Below are 16,420 nucleotides of genomic sequence, written 5' to 3' on the forward strand. Positions count from 1 at the left end.
GGTTAGTGCCCGGTTCCGGCCAGCGCCTGGGTGACGGTCGTCAGCGCCGACGTGATGAGGTCGGCCGGGGAGATCCCGGGGACACTCAGGCCTCCGACGAGCAGAGCGGCCACGAACGCGGTGAGGAGTGCTTTCTGGGTCATGGCCGCCATGTGTGCGGCACGGCCTTCCGCTGTCATCCGGCGGGCAGCCGGGGAGGACCCGCTGCCCTTCCGCACACATGGACCTCGAACCCGGATGTACCGACCTTCTGCCGCCCGGCAGAGCAACCGAAAGAGAGCACGTGAAACCCAAGACCGTCACCAGGATCGGCCTGGTCCTGCTTGCCCTGACCGTGGCGGCCTTCATCGGCTCCATATGGTCTCCCGAGGAGATCAAGGACCAGATTCTCTCGACCAGCGCCATCACACTGCTGGCCGGCCTGCTGATGCTGTTCGTCGGCTCCTACACGCATAACGGAAGGCAATCATGACCGAGTCAACCCACGAACCAAGCGAGCTGGACGAACAGAAGATGCTGGCTGTCCGGCAGATTGCCGGCTCCATCGGCAGCCACCAGCCGGTCAAGCGTGAGGGCCTGCCCGGCCACACCTGCCGCGACCGGGTCTGCGCCGAAAAGGGCACCCTCTTTCTGACCCGAGGCGACTTCTACCGGCACCAGTCTGTCGTGGCGGTCAACGACCTGATCGCCTACCTGCGGTTCGACCGTGAACTGGACCTCGCCGACGAGGGCGTCACCAAGGATGCGATGGACACCGATTTCACCCACTCGCTGCTCACCGACATTCTGGACGCCACGCCGGCTGGCCGGTCCTACGCCGAACGCGCCGCAAGGATCAGCATTGTCTGAGTTCATCGAGGTCCGGTCCGGCATTCCTTTCGAGCTCGACGGCGACAGCATCAGCGGCGAACTGGCCGCCAACGGAACCCTTCGGTTCTCAAGCAGCGGCGCAGCCTGGTTCCCCATGTTCGGCGGCTTCGTCCACGACGTCTGGGAGGTAGTCCGTCCGTACCCGACCAGTCCATTCAGCGAAACCGTGGACCGGAACCTCATCGCCGTCCTGGTCAAGCGGTCCAAGCGCTACCTGACCGCCGTGGCTGCCAGTGCGTTCATCAAGGCTTACGACCTGCACGAGGAAGAGGGCCCGGTCCACCTCCAGGCCCTGTTCCGCTCCCTCGGCGGCACCGTCATCCATCCCGGCGGGATTTCCTCCCGCGATGACGAGCGCTTCCCCGGCCGCACAGCCCGGATCCACGGTCCAGGCGACATCAGCCTGTTCCTGCGGGAGGGCGAAGACAGAGTGCACCGCCGGGAACTGATGGCCCTGACCATCGCCGCCCAGCAGCTGCAATCGGAGATCTACGAGGACGGGTACTACCGCGGTCCCCGTGACCTGTGCCTGGGCGACGCCCGACAGACCCACCCTGAGGAGCACTTCTTCGCCGCCATGCTCCTGGTCCCCGAGGACTATGCAGCCCGCGCCTCCACCCTGACCACCGCACGGACGGTCGGCCGGGACCTGCTGGTCGACACTGCCACCGTCCAGGACGCCTTCCAGCTCTGGGCCCTGATCACCAACCCCGAACAGCCGAAGTTCTAAGGAGCGCCCATGAGCTGGCACAGCGACGGCGACGACGACGTGGACAACGACTCCGTGGGCTGGTTCAACGCCCGGGACTACGACGAGCCCCAGGCGCCTACCGGATACCCGGCGGGAACGCCCGAGAAGGACGACAGGAACGACCCTTTCGCGTGGATGCGCTCGAACGACTACCAGAGAAGGACGCCGCAATGACCACCAAGACCTTCGTCCGTGACCCCCGCGTCGTGGCCGCCGCCAAGGCCATCGCCGGTGTCGACTCGGGCCGCAGCCGGATCAAGACACCCACCGAAAAGCCAAGCGCCTGTGACTTCCATGAAGCTGTCGTGGCGGTGAAGGCGATCGATGCGGCAGGCTCCTCTGCGGTCGCCGCGGTCATGGCCCTGCACCGGCCCGTCCGCCGCTACCAGGCAGCCAGCCGTCTCGACAAGATCACCTACCCGACGGCGGAGCGTGCCCACCAGGTCAACCAGGGCCACTCCATGCGCGGGTTCGAGTCCCTGGTCATCGCCCGGCCGGAGGACGCCCCGTTCATCGAGGTCTGCGCCGAATGCTCCCGTGTGGAGAACACCTCCAACGAGGGGATCAACGGCTACGGCGATGATCATGATGATCATCAGGATGGCACCGAGCTGTCCATGACAGCGTCCGCCTGGCCGTGCATGACCTATCAGGCGATCGCCGGCACCCGATGAGAGGCCGGCCGACGGCGGAAGACCTCCGCCACCTCAACGAGTTCCGCGAAGCCCTCCTGCTGCCGACCCCGCAGGAGACAAGGCTGGCGATCATCAAGTCGATGCCGCCGAGCAAAGACCCCGCCGACTGCATCTGCGCGGCGCTCAAGGGCTGCGACGAGACCGAAAACCCGTGCCCGCACTGCCGGAGCCTCGACCCTTACGACGAATGCCCACAGCTAGGCTCTGGCTGCGGGCTCCTGGCCGACGACTGTGACTGCTGCACCCCGGAGCAGCGGCGGGCCGCTGCCAGGGGCCGGGCATGAGCACGAAGCGACTGACCCGCAACGAGCTGCTCATGCGGATCAGCAGCGAGATGTCCGCACTGGCTGTCATCATTCCCACCAACCCGATGGATGTCGCCGCCCTGGCCCGGAACGCGCGCAGGACGGAGGAACGCCTCGGTCAGCTCGCCCAGGTAGTGTCCTCGATGGTCCCGAGCTACAACTACGGCGGCATCGACGAGGCCAACGAGCAGTACCGCGACTACATGGCAAAGTTCCACCCGGCAGGTACCGAACAGAAAGGCGGCTGATGGACATTCCCTGGCGGATCTCCAGCGTCCCCGAGGTGCGCTCGGTGCTGCTGCACGAGAAGGTCGATCTCCCCGCCTCCGTGGCGGCCGGACTGAGCGGCGGCAGGCTCGCGGACCTGCCCGAAGATGTCCGCACCCAGATCTCCTACGACCGGAAAGTCGGGCGCAACCTCGCCGCAGGGGACATGTTCTGGGTCTCCGCCGACATGGTCGCCCTGGCCCTGGATGCCGCAAGCGACGTCCCCGGTTTCACCCCCGAAACCGACCTGCCGGCACCGCACGGCGTCATGGTGCTGGAGAAGCCGCTGCCGGCGCTGAAGACCTGGATCGTGACCACCGACGGCCGGCAGGAGGAGATGGACCTTGCCGTCGATGTGCTCTCGTGGACCATCCTCGAAGGCATGGTCTTCATTGAGTCCTACTGCCGGGGCTCCCAGGTCCCGAACCGGCTGTACGAGGCGGCCTTCGAACCGGTCCGCTACTTCCGCGGCGAAGCCTCCAGGTTCTTCGCCGTCGAGGACGAGGGCGTTGATACGAACAGCCACCGGATGATGCAGTTCCTGGCGGCGGCATCCCTACTGATGGCCAACCCCTCCGTGGCGGCCCGGAGCACGACCGTGCCCAAGACCCCGGCGGCCCGGAAGGCTGCCAAGAAGGGCCAGTCACCCAGCGTCACCGTCGTGGACCTGCGCGCCCCGCACCACGTCGAAACCGGAGAGCGGTCCGAATCGGGCCGGGTCTACACGCACCGGTGGATCGTCCGCGGCCACTGGCGGAACCAGGCGTACGGCAGGAGCCACGCCCAGCGGCGCATCACCTGGGTCCCGTCCTACACCAAGGGGCCGGCCGGCATGCCGCTGAAGGAGACCGAACGGGTGTGGGCCTGGCGCCGCTAGGCAGACAACCGGCGCTATCCCTGGGGCGAGCAGCTCCAGAGGCAGCCACCCAGGGCACCCACCTGCTTGGACACCAGGGAGATCTTGTACGAGCCGGATTCCTTGGTCAGCTCGAGGCAACCGTCGCCCGGCATGTCGCGATCGATGCCGTCGAACTCGCCTGACGTTTTCGGTGAGGTGGCAGGAACGTAGGACAGGTCGATGGTCACTTTGCCGTTCTCGACAGGCAGCTTCTCCGGGTCGAACTTGAGGGTGGCATTCGGCCACATTCCGTACGTCATCCGCATCGTGTTGACGAGCTTCTCCGCCTGGTCCTCAGGCAGGGACTCCGAGACCATCGCGAACGTCTTCGGGTAGAACTCCCTCATCGGAGTCCCGGCATGAGTCCCCCAAGTTGTCGTCGAAAAGAGCGCAGGATCCACGGGTATCCCACGGGGCCGCGCCGGACCAAGAATACTTGACAGCCCGCGGATGTACATGCCCCCGACCGGGATGTGTTTTGAGGACCACGGCATCCCGGCTTTGCGGTGAGCAGCCACTGCACCTCCGCACACATGAGGGCCATGGTTACCAGGAAACGCAACGCCGAAGAGCACGCCCTGACGATGTTCAAGATCGACACGAGCGATCACGTGATGGAGATTGCCCTCGACCAGGGTCTCTACCGCCACCTGCGTTTCCGCGCCCCCGGCACCGGGATGTACTGGTACGACATCATCACCGCCCCCGGCCAGCTGACGATCCGCGGCGACATGGGCACCTACGTGTTCTCCCGCAGCGAGGACATGCTCGCCTTCTTCGAGAACAGCGGCGGCCGCATCAACCCCCAGTATTGGGCCGAGAAGCTCCAGGCCCAGGACGTGAACAGCCCGGCCCGCGAATACTCCAAAGACATCTTCGTCCAGCACGTGCTGGAGGAGTTCTGGAACAGCCGGGAGAACCTGGACAACCCCGCCGACGTCTGGCGCGAGATCCGCGAAGAGCTCCTCGACGAATACGGACCGGCCGGCGACATGTCCCTGGCAATCACCGCGGCGATGGAATTCAGCCACGGCGGGTTCACGTTCTACGACGTCACCGACTGGCGGCTGACTGCCTACAGCCACCACTTCCTGTACTGCCTGCACGCGATCGTCGACGGCATCCGCCGGTACCGCGAGCACACCGCATCCCTTTCCCTTCAACTGGCAGGAGCAGCAGCATGAGCCTGCGTACCGAGCTTGTTGCCATGCTCGAAGAGTTCGAGCACTTCGCCTACGACGGCGCTCCCCTCTACACCGCGGTCGAGAAGGTCCGGGAAATCCTGGACAAGACCGCCCCGAAGGTCCTGACCACCGTTGAGGAACTGGACTCCGAGGAGGCCTCCAAGGCGCTGTGCCTGGTCACGGAGGACGGCTCCGCAGCCTACGGGTTCTATAGCCGCACCAGGGACGGCCAGAACGAGTGGACCGCGATGGGCGCCGACCACTTCTTCACGTCCGCCGAGCTGCTCGCCGACTTCGCCAACATGGGGGATGAAGCGCGCTTCATGCTGGTCGCCCGGGAGCCGGAAAACCTGGTTCCGGCCGGTCCGAAGGTGCTGACTACCCTGGAAGAGCTGAACTCCGAGGAAGCCTTCACGGCACTGTGCATCATGCCCGACGGCGGACCGCTGCGCACAGCCTCGTCACGCCATGATGGAGTGAACTTCTGGCAGGAGCCCGGCTACGAGGGCGAATACAGTTCGGCACAGCTTCTCGTCCACTTCATGAAGATCGGTGCCGATCCGGCCTTCACTCTCATCAAGGGTTAGACCATGAGCGAATTTCACAGAGGCCAGAGGATCCGCGTCACCGCCGGGTACGCCACCGTCGACGGCGAGCTGCAGCCGGAGCTGCAGAAGTGGGTGGGTCTGGAAGGTACGGTGCTCCATCCGCGCGACTGGGATGGCGGCTACGATGACGTGACCCTGGACAGCCCGCCCGAGGACGTGGCCCCGTTCCCCTTCAGGTTCCTCAAGGGCGAACTGGAAGCGGTCGAACCGGGCGAGGTGGCCTCATGACCGACTTCGTTACCTACCGCGAAACCGTCGAGTTCACCGTCCAGCTGTCCCCGGACGGGTTTGAGGACGACACGGACGGGCCCTACTTCGGCGAAGACCGCCGGGACGTCAAGGTCATCTCCCGCGAGGAGATCGGCCGCCGGCACGAGCCGGACTACGTTCTGGACTGCGATATGAAAGCCGGGCTCTACCGCCTGCTCAAGGACGGTGAACGGGTCTTTGCTCACCGCAGCCACGACGCTGTCCTGGAGCATGCCGCTTCCCTCGGTGAGAAAACCTCCCACATGGCACGCTTCGGTGACCTCGACGACCCCGAGAAGTCCTGGGATGTGATGGCCGAGATCAAGGCCGCATCCGGAGGCAAAGCACAGGCGGACAGCGGCTCCTGATCCGAACAGTGTCTCTGGACCGAAGGCACCTGGCTCAACAGCCGGGTGCCTTCTTCGTGTTGAGGGACACGTCAGCGTCCGCACACATAGCGTCCATGACCGAACAGCTCGCCACCATGGCAGACAGCAACCCCGGCTCGGATCCCCGACCGCCACGGAGCGACTGGGCAATGGGCATCGCGACGGCAGTTGCTGCCCGCGCCGACTGCTCGCGGGCACAGGTCGGTGCCGTCATCATGACCGCTGACATGCGCATTGTCGCCACCGGCTACAACGGGGCTCCTTCAGGAATGCCCGGTTGCCTCACCAGCGGCGCCTGCCCGCGGGCCAGGGTCGGCAAGGATTACGGCAGCTCCTACGACACCGGCCCGGGCGCGTGCATCAGCATCCACGCCGAGGCCAACGCCATCATCCGTGCCAGCTGGGCGGACATGGACGGTTCGACGCTCACCACGACGAAGAAACCGTGCGACGGCTGCTGGAAACTGATCCTGGGGACACCGCTGGCCAGGGTCGAATGGCCCGGCGGCGGCCACATGCTGAAGTAGCAGCGCCCACGCGTGAAGACCCCAATCCCTGAGTCCGTACACATGGGTACCATGAAATTCTTCGGACACGTAAAACCCGGCCACTCCGCCGTCCACCCTGCAAGCGCACCCGGCACCGGCGCTGACGCCGTCTCGTTCGAGCTCGACCGCAAGGAGTACTTTACGGTCTTCGAGGAGGGCGACAAGAGTGAGGGCCGCCGCCGTGCCGGCAACTTCACCGACTACGCCATGGCGTACCAGGCAGCCGGCGGCCTCGGTATCGACGGTGGGATCGGCGAGATCGCCATCATGTCCCCGGACACCGTCGAGACCATCACGGTGATGCAGGCAGACCGGTCGCTGAAGGCTGTTGACCGGGTCACCACGTGGAAGACGATCCCCCTGGCGAGCCGGCTCCAGTTCCTCAGCCTGTCGTAACCCGCCGGGCCAGGGCTTTGCGGACCATGTCGATGAGCGAACTGGTGCACAGCCAGATCCAGTAGGCGAAGAGGCTGCCCACGACAAGGGGCAGGATTCCCAGCCCGCCCAGACGGTAGATCAGCACCTTCAGGTATCCGGCATATGGGATGAAGTACTCCATCTTCCCGACCACCTGGTCAGCACGCACGGGAGCGTCCGGCAGCGGCACCGCGTCGCCCTGGACGATGATCCCCCGGGGTGAGTCGATCGAGACGACCCGGTGCGTGATCGGCACGCCGCCCGTGGTGTCCGGCTCCGGCCGGTAGGCGATGACATCGCCGGGCTTCAGCGTGCCCGGGTCCACCACGGCGTAGACCACGATGTACCCAGGCGGCAGGGCCGGTTCCATGGAACCGGTGAGCACAGTCATCGTCAGCCGCCCCGTCAGCGCCGGGTACACGGTCGTCGCGGCAAAGACCGCCAGCACCGCGGCCAGAATCACGGTTACAGCCACCGAGCCGATCCGGCCCAGCACCCCGGCCGATGCCTTCGATGCCGTTCGGGGTGCTGCCGCTGGGATGGTCACTCCTTCCTGTGTGCGGCCAGCGGGGAGGCGGCACGGCTGCGCCGCACACATGCGGTCGAAGAACGTCCACCACCAGCACGAAAGCAGCCCATGACCGTTCAGCTCGTTGACTCCAGCTTCGGACGCGAACACCTCGCCTCCCGCATGACCAAGATCGTCCACACCGACATCGCCCGCGACCACCAGCCGTCCCGCGCCTCCGTGCTGCAGATCCGCCTGGTCAACTCCCCGCACCTGAAAGACGCCCGGGCCACGGTCGCCATCCTCTCCGACAAGTACGAGTGGACCACCCTGGTCGACCTCACCCCGGACGAGTGGCTGCGCCGCGCCAACCCGACCACCAACCCCGAGGACGTCGAGAAGGCCATGGAGGAGATCGCCAAGGAAATGCTGGGCCGGGCCCTGAAAGTCCTGGGCGCCTGATGGCTACCTACACGGCGATGCCTCCGGTCCTTGAGCAGCAGGTCTCGGCGATCGTCCGGGAAATCTCCTCACCCCAGCCGTCCGCCTCGAACACAGTCTTCGTCATCCGCGAGGCACTGGCCCAGGCGTACGCCGCCGGGCACCGGGACGGGCACACCCTGGCCCATTCGCTGGAGTGGGTCACCAAGGATCTCGACACGGTCTACAAGGACCGGGCCGCAGCGTCTAAAGCCGCCACCCGGGACGCTGCAACCGAACCGTCAAGCTGACCTGCGGGTATCACCCGCAACGGAGGCGGAACGCCCGGCCGGTGCCCTAAGATAAGGGGCGCCGGTCTCCCGGCCCCACCCTCCGGAAGGAACCACCATGCCCGGCCATGCCCTCGCCCCTGCCACCACCCCTGAGGACATCCGCCGCGCCACCGAGCTGGCCGAGGACCGCTACACCGCCGCCCGCCGCCGCTACACCCACCTGTACCTGGAGGCCCGTTCCCAGGCACGGCCCGGCGCCGGCGAGATCACCGATCTCAAGGCCGCCAGCGACCACGCCGTTGAGATGGCGGCAGCGCTGCGCAAGGTCCAGGAGGGTGACAGTGATGCCATCCTGGCCTCCCTGGCAGCGGCCCCGGTCAGCGACGAAGAACGTGCCCTGACCACCGACCGGTTCACGATCGCCCAGATGCACGCCGCAGCGTACCCGGCACCGGCCGGACCCTGGACCCCCGACCTGACGCAGCGCGCCCGGGACTGACCCCGCCTGACCTTGGCCGAGGGAGGGATCCCGCAGCCATCCCGTGGTGAGCTTTCGGGCCCGCCCCGTACACATGACCCGCATGCGCACCATCACCCAGCGGTCTGAGGTCCTCGAACTGTCGCCCGACACGATCATCGTCGACGACACGGACACCCCCATGCAGGTCATCGACCCGAACCTGCTCGGCGTCCTCACCGGGCCCGACGCCGGCACCTTCCGGACCGTCTCCGACGAAACCGGCCTGGTGCTGCCCGCCACCGTCCGCTGGGAACCGGTGAGCTGAGTGGACAACCCCGCGCACTTCGTCCTCCTCTGGCGTGCCGAAGACACCGAATGGGACCTCACCTCCACCGGGCTCCTCGGCTCGATGGCCGCTGCCCGTGATGCGGCAGCCAAGCACCTGGCCAACACCGACGTGCCCGACATGGAGTTCACTGTCGCCGTCGTCACCGTCCTTGACCAGGACCCGGCCACCGGAACACCGCTGGGCCACCTGAACCCGCCGAACGCCCTCGGCTATGCACTGGCGTCCCTCACCGCCCCGGGGCACCGGAGCATCGACCACACCATCCACGACCTCGATACCGCCCGCTCCCTGGCCGAGTCCCAGCGCGCCAGAAGCAAGCGGAGGGGTGACGGCTCGGTCTTCGACGTCGTCGCAATCACCATCTCCGACCACACCAACCCCGACGGGGCCATCACGAAAGAAGCCGCAACCCGATGAGCGAGATCCTCTACCAGTTCCACCCGAACCCCGCAGCCCTGGCTGACAGCGGCGAAATCGAGCACCTCGCCGGGAAGTACCTGACCCGCCGGCGGCTTGAGAACGCCCAGTTCGTCCTGACCGCCACCCTCGATGGTTTCATCGGCGGCGTCATCATCGGCGAACTCCCATGGGGCCGGATCGGCATGAACTGGGACAAGTACGTCCCGCACTCCATCGAAATCGGCGCGCTGCTCGTGGACCCGTCCTGGCGCGGCACCCCGGTCGCGTTCCGCCTGATGAACCTGGCCCTGTCCGCCGCTGCCCGCACCGGCCGCGTCCCGGTCGCCGTCACCGAGGTCGGCTCACCCGTACACCGCTACCTGGAACGCACCGGCGCCCAGCAGCGCAGCGGCTTCGTGTTTGAGGGCACCGACTACATGCCGTGGGTCCTGATGCCGGAACCGGCCGCCGTCCCCGCCTGATCCCCGTCCGCCGTCCCTCCTGCAGAAGGCTGCCCATGAGCATCGAAGCACGCACCGGCACCACCGTCCGCGGCCACATGAACATCTTCCCCAAGGATGTCGTCAAAGGCCCCGCCGGGGAGACCTTCGCTCCGCACCCGCGCTCCGAGGTCTACCCGTCAGCTCCGATCTGCCGGAAGGACGGCGACCGGCGGGCACCCATGCGCGCCGTCGAATTCGACCTCGCCGTCGATGAGTTCTTCACCGTCTTCCGTACCGGCCGCGACAGCCGGACCAGCGCCTACAGCGTCGGCTCGTTCACCAGTTACGCGGACGCTTACACGGTGATGGCCGAGACACCGCGCGGCCACCGGGCCGAGATCAAGGTCATGGTGCCCACCCGCACCGAAGTCCTGGCCCAAGACCCTGACGGCGAGACCGTGGTCATCGGCGAATCCCTGACCTGGCAGCCGCAGCCCCTCGCTGACCGTCTGCGCCTGTCGGAGCGTGACTGATGGGCGCCGCCGGAGGAGAGCTCTGCACCCCGGGGCTCGACTATGTCCTGGCTCTGTGCCAGCAGGCGTGCAGCCGCTACTCCGCCCGCAGCCACGGTAGGCAGCAGTCCGCCGGCTGGCAGCTGAGCATCGACATCCGGAAGCAGATGTCCGCCCCGGCCCCGACCGGGTACCTGGAGTCCGCCCGCCGGGTGGAGGACGCCTTCAAGCTCGCCCATCTGGCCGACGACTTCTGCACCCTGACCGCCGACCTGCTCGGGGACACCTCGCCCCAGCTGCACCTGGCCAATGAGGCAGCGACCCTGCTGGCCCGGCATGCAGAGAACTGCGAGGCCGACGACGAGAAGCTCCGCGACGCCATCCACACCGCGCTCCGTAAAGGCTGACCCATGACCCACCTGCCTGCGTTCGACAGTGACGCCGCCGCAGCACTCACCCTCGCCCAGGCTGAAGCGGCCCGGCGCGGCCATGCCACCGTCGGCACCGAACACCTGCTGCTCGCCCTCACCGACGGCAGCACCTCGGATGCCTGCCGGATCCTGGACACCCTGGGCACCAGCTGCGCCGCCGTCAACGCCGGCATCGCAGACGTCCTTCCGGCAGGCACACCCGAAGAGGGCGGGAACCCGCACCTGACTCCGCGGGCCAGGGTGGCCCTGGACATTGCCATGCGCAGCGCTGCCCGGCTCGGGGCCGGCAGCACCAGCCCCCGCCACCTGCTCTATGGCCTTGCCGCCGAACGGGAAGGCATCGCTGCAAAGGTCCTGCTGGCCCACGGCGCCACCATGTCCGGCGTCGACCGGCTGCTCGTGCCCCAGCCAGCTTCGTAGTCCCGCCCACCGGGCAGACGCGGCCGCCGCTCCGCACACATGAAGGGCATCAGCAGGCCTTCACCCAAGGAGCTTCCCGTGCCTTCCCGCTACGCCACCATCAGCGCCGAACAGACCGCCCGGCGCATCGACACCATGCGCGACACCGTCACCCTCGCAGCGGTCCTGGACATCTACCACCGGCTCAGCATCGACGCCTTCAACGACACCCACGAGGACCTGGCCTCCGAAGCCGAAGCAGCCACCGGGACCCTGCGTGAACTCATCGCCGCCGGAGCGCCCCGCGGACTGAACGACTCGGCACGGGACATCCACGCCATCGACCGGATGATCGACACCGCCGTGGCCCTGCGCGACGACACCGCCAACGCCTACGGCCGCTACTTCCACCACACCAGGCAGGCCACCGAAGCACTGGAAATCCTCATCGCCTACGGCACCCTCATCGAAGCCGCCGACGCCGACCTGCGGACCGGCCTCACCGCCGCCTGACGCCGGAACCCCGGCGGGCAGGGGCGCCCCGGCTGCCGCACACATGGGTGGCAACGAAACCTCCACCCGACCCTGAAAGACGCCCGCCATGTTCGAACGCTTCACCGCCTCCGCCCGACGCACCGTCGTCCTCGCCCAGGAGGAGGCCCGCTCCCTGCACCACACCTACATCGGCACCGAGCACCTGCTGCTCGCCCTCACCCTCGACCGCGGACCCGCCGGCAAGGCACTGACCGGCCTCGGCATCACCCACGACGCCGCCCGGACGCACGTCATCGAAGCCGTCGGCGAAGGGACCATCCCCGTCAGCGGGCACATCCCGTTCCTGCCCGCCGCACGCTCCGCCCTCATGAAGGCCCTGCGCATCGCCCTGGATTCCGGCGTGAACTTCATCGACTCCAACCACATCCTGCTGTCCCTGCTCGCCGAGGACACCTCCCAGGTTCCCGTCACCGAACACACGATCCTGTCCTGCGGCACGACACCGGCCGCGGTCACCGAGCGCGTCATCGACCTGATGACCGCCCCGGACGCACCCGTCGAACAGCCCGAGACCGGCTTCACGCTGTCCGCCTGACCCGAGAGGACCGACCATGTTTGAACGCTTCACCCAGAACGCCCGCAACATCATCGTCATCGCCCAGCGCGAAGCCCGCGAACTCTCCCACGGCTACGTCGGCAGCGAGCACCTGCTGCTGGCCCTGACCCTGGACGGCGGCACCGCCGGCGACACCCTGCGCGGGCAGGACATCACCTACGACGCCGTCCGCGACAAGGTCCTCGAGATCATCGGCCGCGGGAACACCGCCCCCACCGGACACTCACCGTTCACGCCGCGCTCCCGCGAAATCCTGCGCCAGGCCGATGAGATCTCCCGTCACGCCGGCCACGGGTACGTTGCTCCCGAACACCTGGCCCTGGCGATCCTGAAGAACGAGGACTCCGTTGCCAGCCAGTCGCTGAAAAAACTCGGCATCACCCTGCCGGCCCTGGCCCGGACCATTAGCGCCGGCTTCGCCAGCTCCTACACCGCCGGACTCCTCTTCCACGGATTCACCGCCGCCGACCAGGGCGGCCGCTGCGACGTGAACCCGCTGCGCATCAGCGCAGAAGCCGCCGCCGAAGACGCGACCGACGGCCAGGTGGTCCACGAAATCCGCATCGCCCTCCACCAGGCCGAATACTTTGCCTGCCTCGACGCCGAACCCGAAGACACCGGCCGGTACCTCGACTACCACCAGGCCCGGTCGGCTGCCGCCCGGAGCGGCGCCCGGATCTTCATCGGCGTCCCGAAGATCACGCCCGTCACCGCACGGACCGCCGCCGGCACCGACGTGGTCATCACCGAGACCATCGAATGGGAACTCGTGCCGCTGCGTGAGCGCCTCGAAGTCCTGTCCCCGGCTGACGGGTAGCCGAACGGCTCAGTCTTCGTCGGCGGCCTCGCGAAGTTCGTCCTCGCCGTACCCGAACGTGTAGTCGGCATCCTCGCCATTTGAGCGCCAGATGTCCGCTGCCTGGTAAACGTCGAGCGGTTCGCCAACCTCATCGAGTTCATCCTCGTCCGGATCGAACTGGCTGATGAAGATCTCGTTGGCCTTGTGGTCTTCACCGATGGTGCAGCGGCAATCCTTGTAGAAGGGTCGCTCTTCGTCTCCGCTTGTTGCGACAGCAACTTCGGTCAAGACCTTGTGCTTGGCTCCCGTGGCCATTTGCGCTCCCCATCGTTCGTGGTGCCGGACCGTTGCCCGGCTTCGTCATGCTATGTCGAACAGCACCACCGACCAAGACCTGCACGGACGGTGAGCGGCCGGCGCACCTCCGCACACATGAGTCCTATGACGCACGCACCCGACCCGACCGCCGACGGCCTGTCCACCAACGACTACTGCGCGTCCCTGCCCCGCCGCCGCTACACGCACCAGGCCCAGGGACTGATCCTGAAGCTTCCCCGCACCGGGCTTGTTGTCGTTCCGTTCCGGAGCCACAAAGGCGGCTGGTCCTGCGTCGTTGTCGAAGGTTACGGCGCCTACCCTGTGGGTGGCTACGACGTGTCCATCTCCAACACCGAAATCGAGACCGCCACCGAGCTGCACCTTGGCGAACCGGTGCCCGTGGAGATTGTCACCGCCGAAGAAGCCGACGCCCTGGAGGACGGACGCTACATCCTGACCCGCACCCACGGCAGCCTGCACAAGGCAACCGTCGACGGCCAGATCCGCTGGGTCCGCAATGCCTTCGGGAAGGTCTCCGTGAGCACCGAGGAGATCGCCGACCAATTCCCCCTCGTCGTCACGCCCGCAAAGGAGTCAGCGCATGCTTGAGAACTTCACCGACGACGCCCGCGAGGTTCTCCGGCTCGCCAGCCTCTTTGCCCGCCACTGCCGCCACGACCACATCGGCACCGGGCACCTGCTGTTCGGCGTGACCTCCTCCGCCGGGCAGGGCCAGGCAGCGAAGGCACTCGACGTCCTCACGGCTCTCGGCACTGCCCCGCAGCTGGTCCGCGACTTCGTCCTGGGCCGCCTGACCGACGGAAACGAACCCAGCCCGCGGCACCTCCCCTTCACTCAGAACACCAAGCAGGTGCTTGAGTACGCGCTGCGTTCCGCGATAATGCTCGGCTCCAACCACATTGGGGCAGAGCATCTGCTCGCCGGCCTGGCCCGCAACAGCTCCAGCACCGCCGGACAGTTACTCGCGGACCTGGGCATCACAGACTTGAAGGTCGAGGCCGCAATCCGCGACTCCACCCCGGCTCCGTCCCCGACCGCCGCGCGGACGTTCGGCGTGTACGTGCCGGTGGGCAAGTCCATCTTCAAGAACGGCGGCAAGGTCTACCCCGACCTGGCCACCGCAGAGGCCGCGCACCCCGGTCAGGAGATCGCACCGTTCCCGCTCCAGCTGACCGACGGTGAGTTCTTCGACGTCGGCGCCGCCCTGCCGGAGAACCGATTCAAGTCCTGGGGCTCCTTCGCCAGCTACCCGGACGCGTTCACCGCCGCCGAGCAGTTCCGGAAAAACTCCTCCGGCTACGAGATTGTCATCCGCATCGCCACGCCAGTCACCACCGAACACCGCGGCAAGGACGCCGACGGCCGCGACGTCATCCTCGGCAGGACCGTCAGCTACGACCGGGTCCGCGTGACCTCCCGTGTCCTGTCCTCGCGGCAGCGCGGCGAATCCAGCACACCCACCCCTGAAGGAGCCAGCCTTGTCTGAGCAGACCGGCACTGACACCGAAACCCGCGAGCCCGCGCCGTCACCCATCCTCACCCGCAGCTTGAACGCGCTGGGCGTCGGCATCGTGGTCGGCGTCCTCGCCGTCGCCGGATTCCTGGGGATCCGTCATTTCCTGTACGAGCCTTTGGAACAACGAGCCGCATTCGTCGAGGTAGCCAGCTCCACCGACGAGGAGCTGCGCGGGAAGTCCTATGACGAGCTCATCGACCTGAAGCAGTACGTGTTCAAGCTCGCTGCTCACGCACCGGGGATGACGACGCCTGGCCTTGAGCAGAGCCGCCGTCTCGATCGGGCCATCGCAAGCAAGACGCTGGATCGCTGATGGACGTCCTCGACGTCCTCGCCATCTGCGCGGGGAACGCCATCGGCACCCTCTTCATCCACGGCGTCGCCGCACTCTGGCGTCGGCATCGCCGCGCCGCGCGGTAGCGCCCCGCCCGCGTCCCCCTCGCGCCGCCGTCAGGCGGTGCGGTGTGGCCGGCGATAGCCGCAGTGCCGGTCAGCTGGTCTGTCGAGCGGGGCCGGGTGTGGGCATATTAAGAGGACTCGGGGCTGCGCCCCTCGCCCCTTCGCGTAACGTGATGCTTCCCGTGACGAGGGGCTTTCCGTTTCCCTTCGAAGCGTTCCTCTTCATGTTTCCCTGGCGGCTGCGCCGCCTTGCTCCCGCTGGCGCGGGCGCTGCGCGCTGCGCGCGCGGACGCCTGCGTGGCCGGCCGGGGTGCTTTTCCCCGGCCGTGTTCCTCTGCTCTTGTTCGCTGCGCTCACTGTCACCGGTCCGCTGCGCGGTACGGTGACGTTTCGTTGGCTGGGACGCTGCGCGTCCCTCTTCCTGCTGACTCTTCGTTTCCCGTGCCGCTGGCACGTTCCGCTGACTCTTCGCTGGTGCTTCGTGCTGGCGTGCGGCTGCGCCGCAGGGTGGGTGCCTGGCCGCCGGCGGTTCCTCGTCTCATTGGCGTCTGTACTGGACAGGGCTTCGCCCTGGGGGAGCTGGCTGCACGGTTCTGCGGGCCGCTGACTCTTCGTTGGTCTGGAGCGGCTGCGCCGCAGATGGCTTCATGGTTCCGGTCAGCGGTGCGCTGACTTTTCGTTCCCTCGCTGCGCTGGCTGGATGCACTCCCCCGGCGCGGAGCGCCTTCAACCCCGTTGCTGTTGGACCAACCCGTCAAAGCCAGCCACGCAGGCGTCCGCCCCCGGCAGGGAAAGCACCCCAGACGTTGGTGACATGCACGCAGCAGACCGCCGAAGGCGTTAAAGGCCCGCCGCCAGGCG

The 16,420-nt window shown here is 67.1% G+C and carries 33 protein-coding genes; 29 read left to right on the plus strand and 4 right to left on the minus strand.

Annotated features, from left to right (window positions below; all coding sequences use genetic code 11):
• Nucleotides 1-2: 2 nt before the first annotated feature.
• Nucleotides 3-143, minus strand: a complete 141-nt coding sequence (locus IDT60_RS21000) for a hypothetical protein (RefSeq protein ID WP_191082453.1) — start codon at nucleotides 141-143, stop codon at nucleotides 3-5.
• Nucleotides 144-283: 140 nt separating this feature from the next.
• On the opposite strand from IDT60_RS21000, the gene IDT60_RS21005 reads away from it, so the two are divergent.
• The 8 genes from IDT60_RS21005 to IDT60_RS21040 are packed head-to-tail and all read left to right on the plus strand — an operon-like array spanning nucleotide 284 to nucleotide 3,765.
• On the plus strand, nucleotides 284-472 hold the full coding sequence (locus IDT60_RS21005; RefSeq protein ID WP_191082454.1) for a hypothetical protein: 189 nt from the start codon (nucleotides 284-286) through the stop codon (nucleotides 470-472).
• Entirely contained in the window at nucleotides 469-849 is a 381-nt protein-coding gene (locus tag IDT60_RS21010; RefSeq protein ID WP_191082455.1) for a hypothetical protein, read from the plus strand. The genes IDT60_RS21005 and IDT60_RS21010 overlap by 4 nt, the downstream gene beginning before the upstream one ends.
• Nucleotides 842-1,600 carry a hypothetical protein gene (locus tag IDT60_RS21015; protein ID WP_191082456.1) on the plus strand — a complete coding sequence of 253 codons (759 nt, stop codon included), beginning with the start codon at nucleotides 842-844 and terminating at the stop codon, nucleotides 1,598-1,600. Before IDT60_RS21010 ends, IDT60_RS21015 begins: the two co-directional genes overlap by 8 nt.
• A gap of 9 nt (nucleotides 1,601-1,609) precedes the next feature.
• A complete protein-coding gene (locus IDT60_RS21020; RefSeq protein WP_191082457.1) occupies nucleotides 1,610-1,795 on the plus strand; it encodes a hypothetical protein in 186 nt (61 codons plus the stop codon).
• Nucleotides 1,792-2,295 (plus strand): hypothetical protein, encoded by a 504-nt coding sequence (locus tag IDT60_RS21025; protein WP_191082458.1) that lies wholly within the window; start codon nucleotides 1,792-1,794, stop codon nucleotides 2,293-2,295. The genes IDT60_RS21020 and IDT60_RS21025 overlap by 4 nt, the downstream gene beginning before the upstream one ends.
• Nucleotides 2,292-2,600 (plus strand): hypothetical protein, encoded by a 309-nt coding sequence (locus tag IDT60_RS21030; protein ID WP_191082459.1) that lies wholly within the window; start codon nucleotides 2,292-2,294, stop codon nucleotides 2,598-2,600. Before IDT60_RS21025 ends, IDT60_RS21030 begins: the two co-directional genes overlap by 4 nt.
• Nucleotides 2,597-2,869: a hypothetical protein gene (locus tag IDT60_RS21035; protein ID WP_191082460.1), complete on the plus strand. Its 273-nt coding sequence runs from the start codon at nucleotides 2,597-2,599 to the stop codon at nucleotides 2,867-2,869. Before IDT60_RS21030 ends, IDT60_RS21035 begins: the two co-directional genes overlap by 4 nt.
• On the plus strand, nucleotides 2,869-3,765 hold the full coding sequence (locus tag IDT60_RS21040) for a hypothetical protein (RefSeq protein WP_191082461.1): 897 nt from the start codon (nucleotides 2,869-2,871) through the stop codon (nucleotides 3,763-3,765). Before IDT60_RS21035 ends, IDT60_RS21040 begins: the two co-directional genes overlap by 1 nt.
• Before the next feature lie 14 nt (nucleotides 3,766-3,779).
• Here the strand turns inward: IDT60_RS21040 and IDT60_RS21045 are convergent, their stop codons facing one another.
• Complete coding sequence (locus tag IDT60_RS21045) at nucleotides 3,780-4,133, minus strand: hypothetical protein (protein ID WP_191082462.1); 354 nt, start codon at nucleotides 4,131-4,133, stop codon at nucleotides 3,780-3,782.
• 195 nt (nucleotides 4,134-4,328) lie between these two features.
• Here IDT60_RS21045 and IDT60_RS21050 point away from each other — a divergent pair, with 195 nt between their 5' ends.
• The 6 genes from IDT60_RS21050 to IDT60_RS21075 all read left to right on the plus strand — a co-directional run bounded on the left by IDT60_RS21050 (nucleotide 4,329) and on the right by IDT60_RS21075 (nucleotide 7,160).
• Nucleotides 4,329-4,970 carry a hypothetical protein gene (locus IDT60_RS21050; protein WP_223884069.1) on the plus strand — a complete coding sequence of 214 codons (642 nt, stop codon included), beginning with the start codon at nucleotides 4,329-4,331 and terminating at the stop codon, nucleotides 4,968-4,970.
• On the plus strand, nucleotides 4,967-5,557 hold the full coding sequence (locus IDT60_RS21055; RefSeq protein WP_191082463.1) for a hypothetical protein: 591 nt from the start codon (nucleotides 4,967-4,969) through the stop codon (nucleotides 5,555-5,557). Before IDT60_RS21050 ends, IDT60_RS21055 begins: the two co-directional genes overlap by 4 nt.
• A gap of 3 nt (nucleotides 5,558-5,560) precedes the next feature.
• Nucleotides 5,561-5,806 (plus strand): hypothetical protein, encoded by a 246-nt coding sequence (locus IDT60_RS21060; RefSeq protein WP_191082464.1) that lies wholly within the window; start codon nucleotides 5,561-5,563, stop codon nucleotides 5,804-5,806.
• On the plus strand, nucleotides 5,803-6,195 hold the full coding sequence (locus IDT60_RS21065) for a hypothetical protein (protein ID WP_191082465.1): 393 nt from the start codon (nucleotides 5,803-5,805) through the stop codon (nucleotides 6,193-6,195). The genes IDT60_RS21060 and IDT60_RS21065 overlap by 4 nt, the downstream gene beginning before the upstream one ends.
• Nucleotides 6,196-6,311: 116 nt before the next feature.
• Nucleotides 6,312-6,743: a cytidine/deoxycytidylate deaminase family protein gene (locus tag IDT60_RS21070; protein ID WP_370590765.1), complete on the plus strand. Its 432-nt coding sequence runs from the start codon at nucleotides 6,312-6,314 to the stop codon at nucleotides 6,741-6,743.
• A gap of 51 nt (nucleotides 6,744-6,794) precedes the next feature.
• Complete coding sequence (locus IDT60_RS21075) at nucleotides 6,795-7,160, plus strand: hypothetical protein (protein ID WP_191082466.1); 366 nt, start codon at nucleotides 6,795-6,797, stop codon at nucleotides 7,158-7,160.
• On the opposite strand, the gene IDT60_RS21080 is transcribed toward IDT60_RS21075, so the two are convergent.
• A complete protein-coding gene (locus IDT60_RS21080) occupies nucleotides 7,147-7,728 on the minus strand; it encodes a signal peptidase I (protein WP_191082467.1) in 582 nt (193 codons plus the stop codon). The two genes, IDT60_RS21075 and IDT60_RS21080, sit on opposite strands and share 14 nt — an antisense overlap.
• A 90-nt stretch (nucleotides 7,729-7,818) precedes the next feature.
• On the opposite strand from IDT60_RS21080, the gene IDT60_RS21085 reads away from it, so the two are divergent.
• The 12 genes from IDT60_RS21085 to IDT60_RS21140 all read left to right on the plus strand — a co-directional run bounded on the left by IDT60_RS21085 (nucleotide 7,819) and on the right by IDT60_RS21140 (nucleotide 13,323).
• Nucleotides 7,819-8,151 carry a hypothetical protein gene (locus tag IDT60_RS21085; protein ID WP_191082468.1) on the plus strand — a complete coding sequence of 111 codons (333 nt, stop codon included), beginning with the start codon at nucleotides 7,819-7,821 and terminating at the stop codon, nucleotides 8,149-8,151.
• Nucleotides 8,151-8,420: a hypothetical protein gene (locus IDT60_RS21090; protein ID WP_191082469.1), complete on the plus strand. Its 270-nt coding sequence runs from the start codon at nucleotides 8,151-8,153 to the stop codon at nucleotides 8,418-8,420. The genes IDT60_RS21085 and IDT60_RS21090 overlap by 1 nt, the downstream gene beginning before the upstream one ends.
• A 97-nt stretch (nucleotides 8,421-8,517) precedes the next feature.
• The gene (locus tag IDT60_RS21095) at nucleotides 8,518-8,901 is read left to right on the plus strand and encodes a hypothetical protein (RefSeq protein WP_191082470.1); all 384 of its coding nucleotides are present in this window, start codon (nucleotides 8,518-8,520) and stop codon (nucleotides 8,899-8,901) included.
• A gap of 82 nt (nucleotides 8,902-8,983) precedes the next feature.
• On the plus strand, nucleotides 8,984-9,187 hold the full coding sequence (locus tag IDT60_RS21100) for a hypothetical protein (RefSeq protein WP_191082471.1): 204 nt from the start codon (nucleotides 8,984-8,986) through the stop codon (nucleotides 9,185-9,187).
• Nucleotides 9,188-9,628: a hypothetical protein gene (locus IDT60_RS21105; protein WP_191082472.1), complete on the plus strand. Its 441-nt coding sequence runs from the start codon at nucleotides 9,188-9,190 to the stop codon at nucleotides 9,626-9,628. It begins immediately after the preceding gene.
• On the plus strand, nucleotides 9,625-10,092 hold the full coding sequence (locus IDT60_RS21110) for a GNAT family N-acetyltransferase (RefSeq protein ID WP_191082473.1): 468 nt from the start codon (nucleotides 9,625-9,627) through the stop codon (nucleotides 10,090-10,092). Before IDT60_RS21105 ends, IDT60_RS21110 begins: the two co-directional genes overlap by 4 nt.
• Before the next feature lie 35 nt (nucleotides 10,093-10,127).
• Entirely contained in the window at nucleotides 10,128-10,586 is a 459-nt protein-coding gene (locus IDT60_RS21115) for a hypothetical protein (RefSeq protein ID WP_191082474.1), read from the plus strand.
• On the plus strand, nucleotides 10,586-10,972 hold the full coding sequence (locus IDT60_RS21120; protein WP_191082475.1) for a hypothetical protein: 387 nt from the start codon (nucleotides 10,586-10,588) through the stop codon (nucleotides 10,970-10,972). The genes IDT60_RS21115 and IDT60_RS21120 overlap by 1 nt, the downstream gene beginning before the upstream one ends.
• 3 nt (nucleotides 10,973-10,975) lie before the next feature.
• Entirely contained in the window at nucleotides 10,976-11,416 is a 441-nt protein-coding gene (locus IDT60_RS21125) for a Clp protease N-terminal domain-containing protein (RefSeq protein WP_191082476.1), read from the plus strand.
• 78 nt (nucleotides 11,417-11,494) lie between these two features.
• On the plus strand, nucleotides 11,495-11,908 hold the full coding sequence (locus IDT60_RS21130) for a hypothetical protein (protein WP_191082477.1): 414 nt from the start codon (nucleotides 11,495-11,497) through the stop codon (nucleotides 11,906-11,908).
• An 88-nt stretch (nucleotides 11,909-11,996) separates the two neighbouring features.
• Complete coding sequence (locus IDT60_RS21135) at nucleotides 11,997-12,485, plus strand: Clp protease N-terminal domain-containing protein (RefSeq protein ID WP_191082478.1); 489 nt, start codon at nucleotides 11,997-11,999, stop codon at nucleotides 12,483-12,485.
• A 16-nt stretch (nucleotides 12,486-12,501) separates the two neighbouring features.
• On the plus strand, nucleotides 12,502-13,323 hold the full coding sequence (locus IDT60_RS21140; RefSeq protein ID WP_191082479.1) for a Clp protease N-terminal domain-containing protein: 822 nt from the start codon (nucleotides 12,502-12,504) through the stop codon (nucleotides 13,321-13,323).
• A gap of 9 nt (nucleotides 13,324-13,332) precedes the next feature.
• Here IDT60_RS21140 and IDT60_RS21145 read toward each other — a convergent pair whose 3' ends face one another.
• The gene (locus IDT60_RS21145; protein WP_191082597.1) at nucleotides 13,333-13,620 is read right to left on the minus strand and encodes a hypothetical protein; all 288 of its coding nucleotides are present in this window, start codon (nucleotides 13,618-13,620) and stop codon (nucleotides 13,333-13,335) included.
• A 126-nt stretch (nucleotides 13,621-13,746) separates the two neighbouring features.
• Here IDT60_RS21145 and IDT60_RS21150 point away from each other — a divergent pair, with 126 nt between their 5' ends.
• From IDT60_RS21150 to IDT60_RS21160, 3 genes are read left to right on the plus strand one after another with little or no spacing between them, the layout of a single operon-like run.
• Nucleotides 13,747-14,232, plus strand: a complete 486-nt coding sequence (locus tag IDT60_RS21150; protein ID WP_223884071.1) for a hypothetical protein — start codon at nucleotides 13,747-13,749, stop codon at nucleotides 14,230-14,232.
• Complete coding sequence (locus IDT60_RS21155; RefSeq protein ID WP_191082481.1) at nucleotides 14,225-15,130, plus strand: Clp protease N-terminal domain-containing protein; 906 nt, start codon at nucleotides 14,225-14,227, stop codon at nucleotides 15,128-15,130. The genes IDT60_RS21150 and IDT60_RS21155 overlap by 8 nt, the downstream gene beginning before the upstream one ends.
• Nucleotides 15,123-15,473, plus strand: a complete 351-nt coding sequence (locus IDT60_RS21160) for a hypothetical protein (RefSeq protein WP_191082482.1) — start codon at nucleotides 15,123-15,125, stop codon at nucleotides 15,471-15,473. Before IDT60_RS21155 ends, IDT60_RS21160 begins: the two co-directional genes overlap by 8 nt.
• The last annotated feature ends 947 nt before the right edge of the window (nucleotides 15,474-16,420 follow it).

The organism is Pseudarthrobacter sp. BIM B-2242, assembly GCF_014764445.1.
Lineage (GTDB): Bacteria > Actinomycetota > Actinomycetes > Actinomycetales > Micrococcaceae > Arthrobacter > Arthrobacter luteus_A.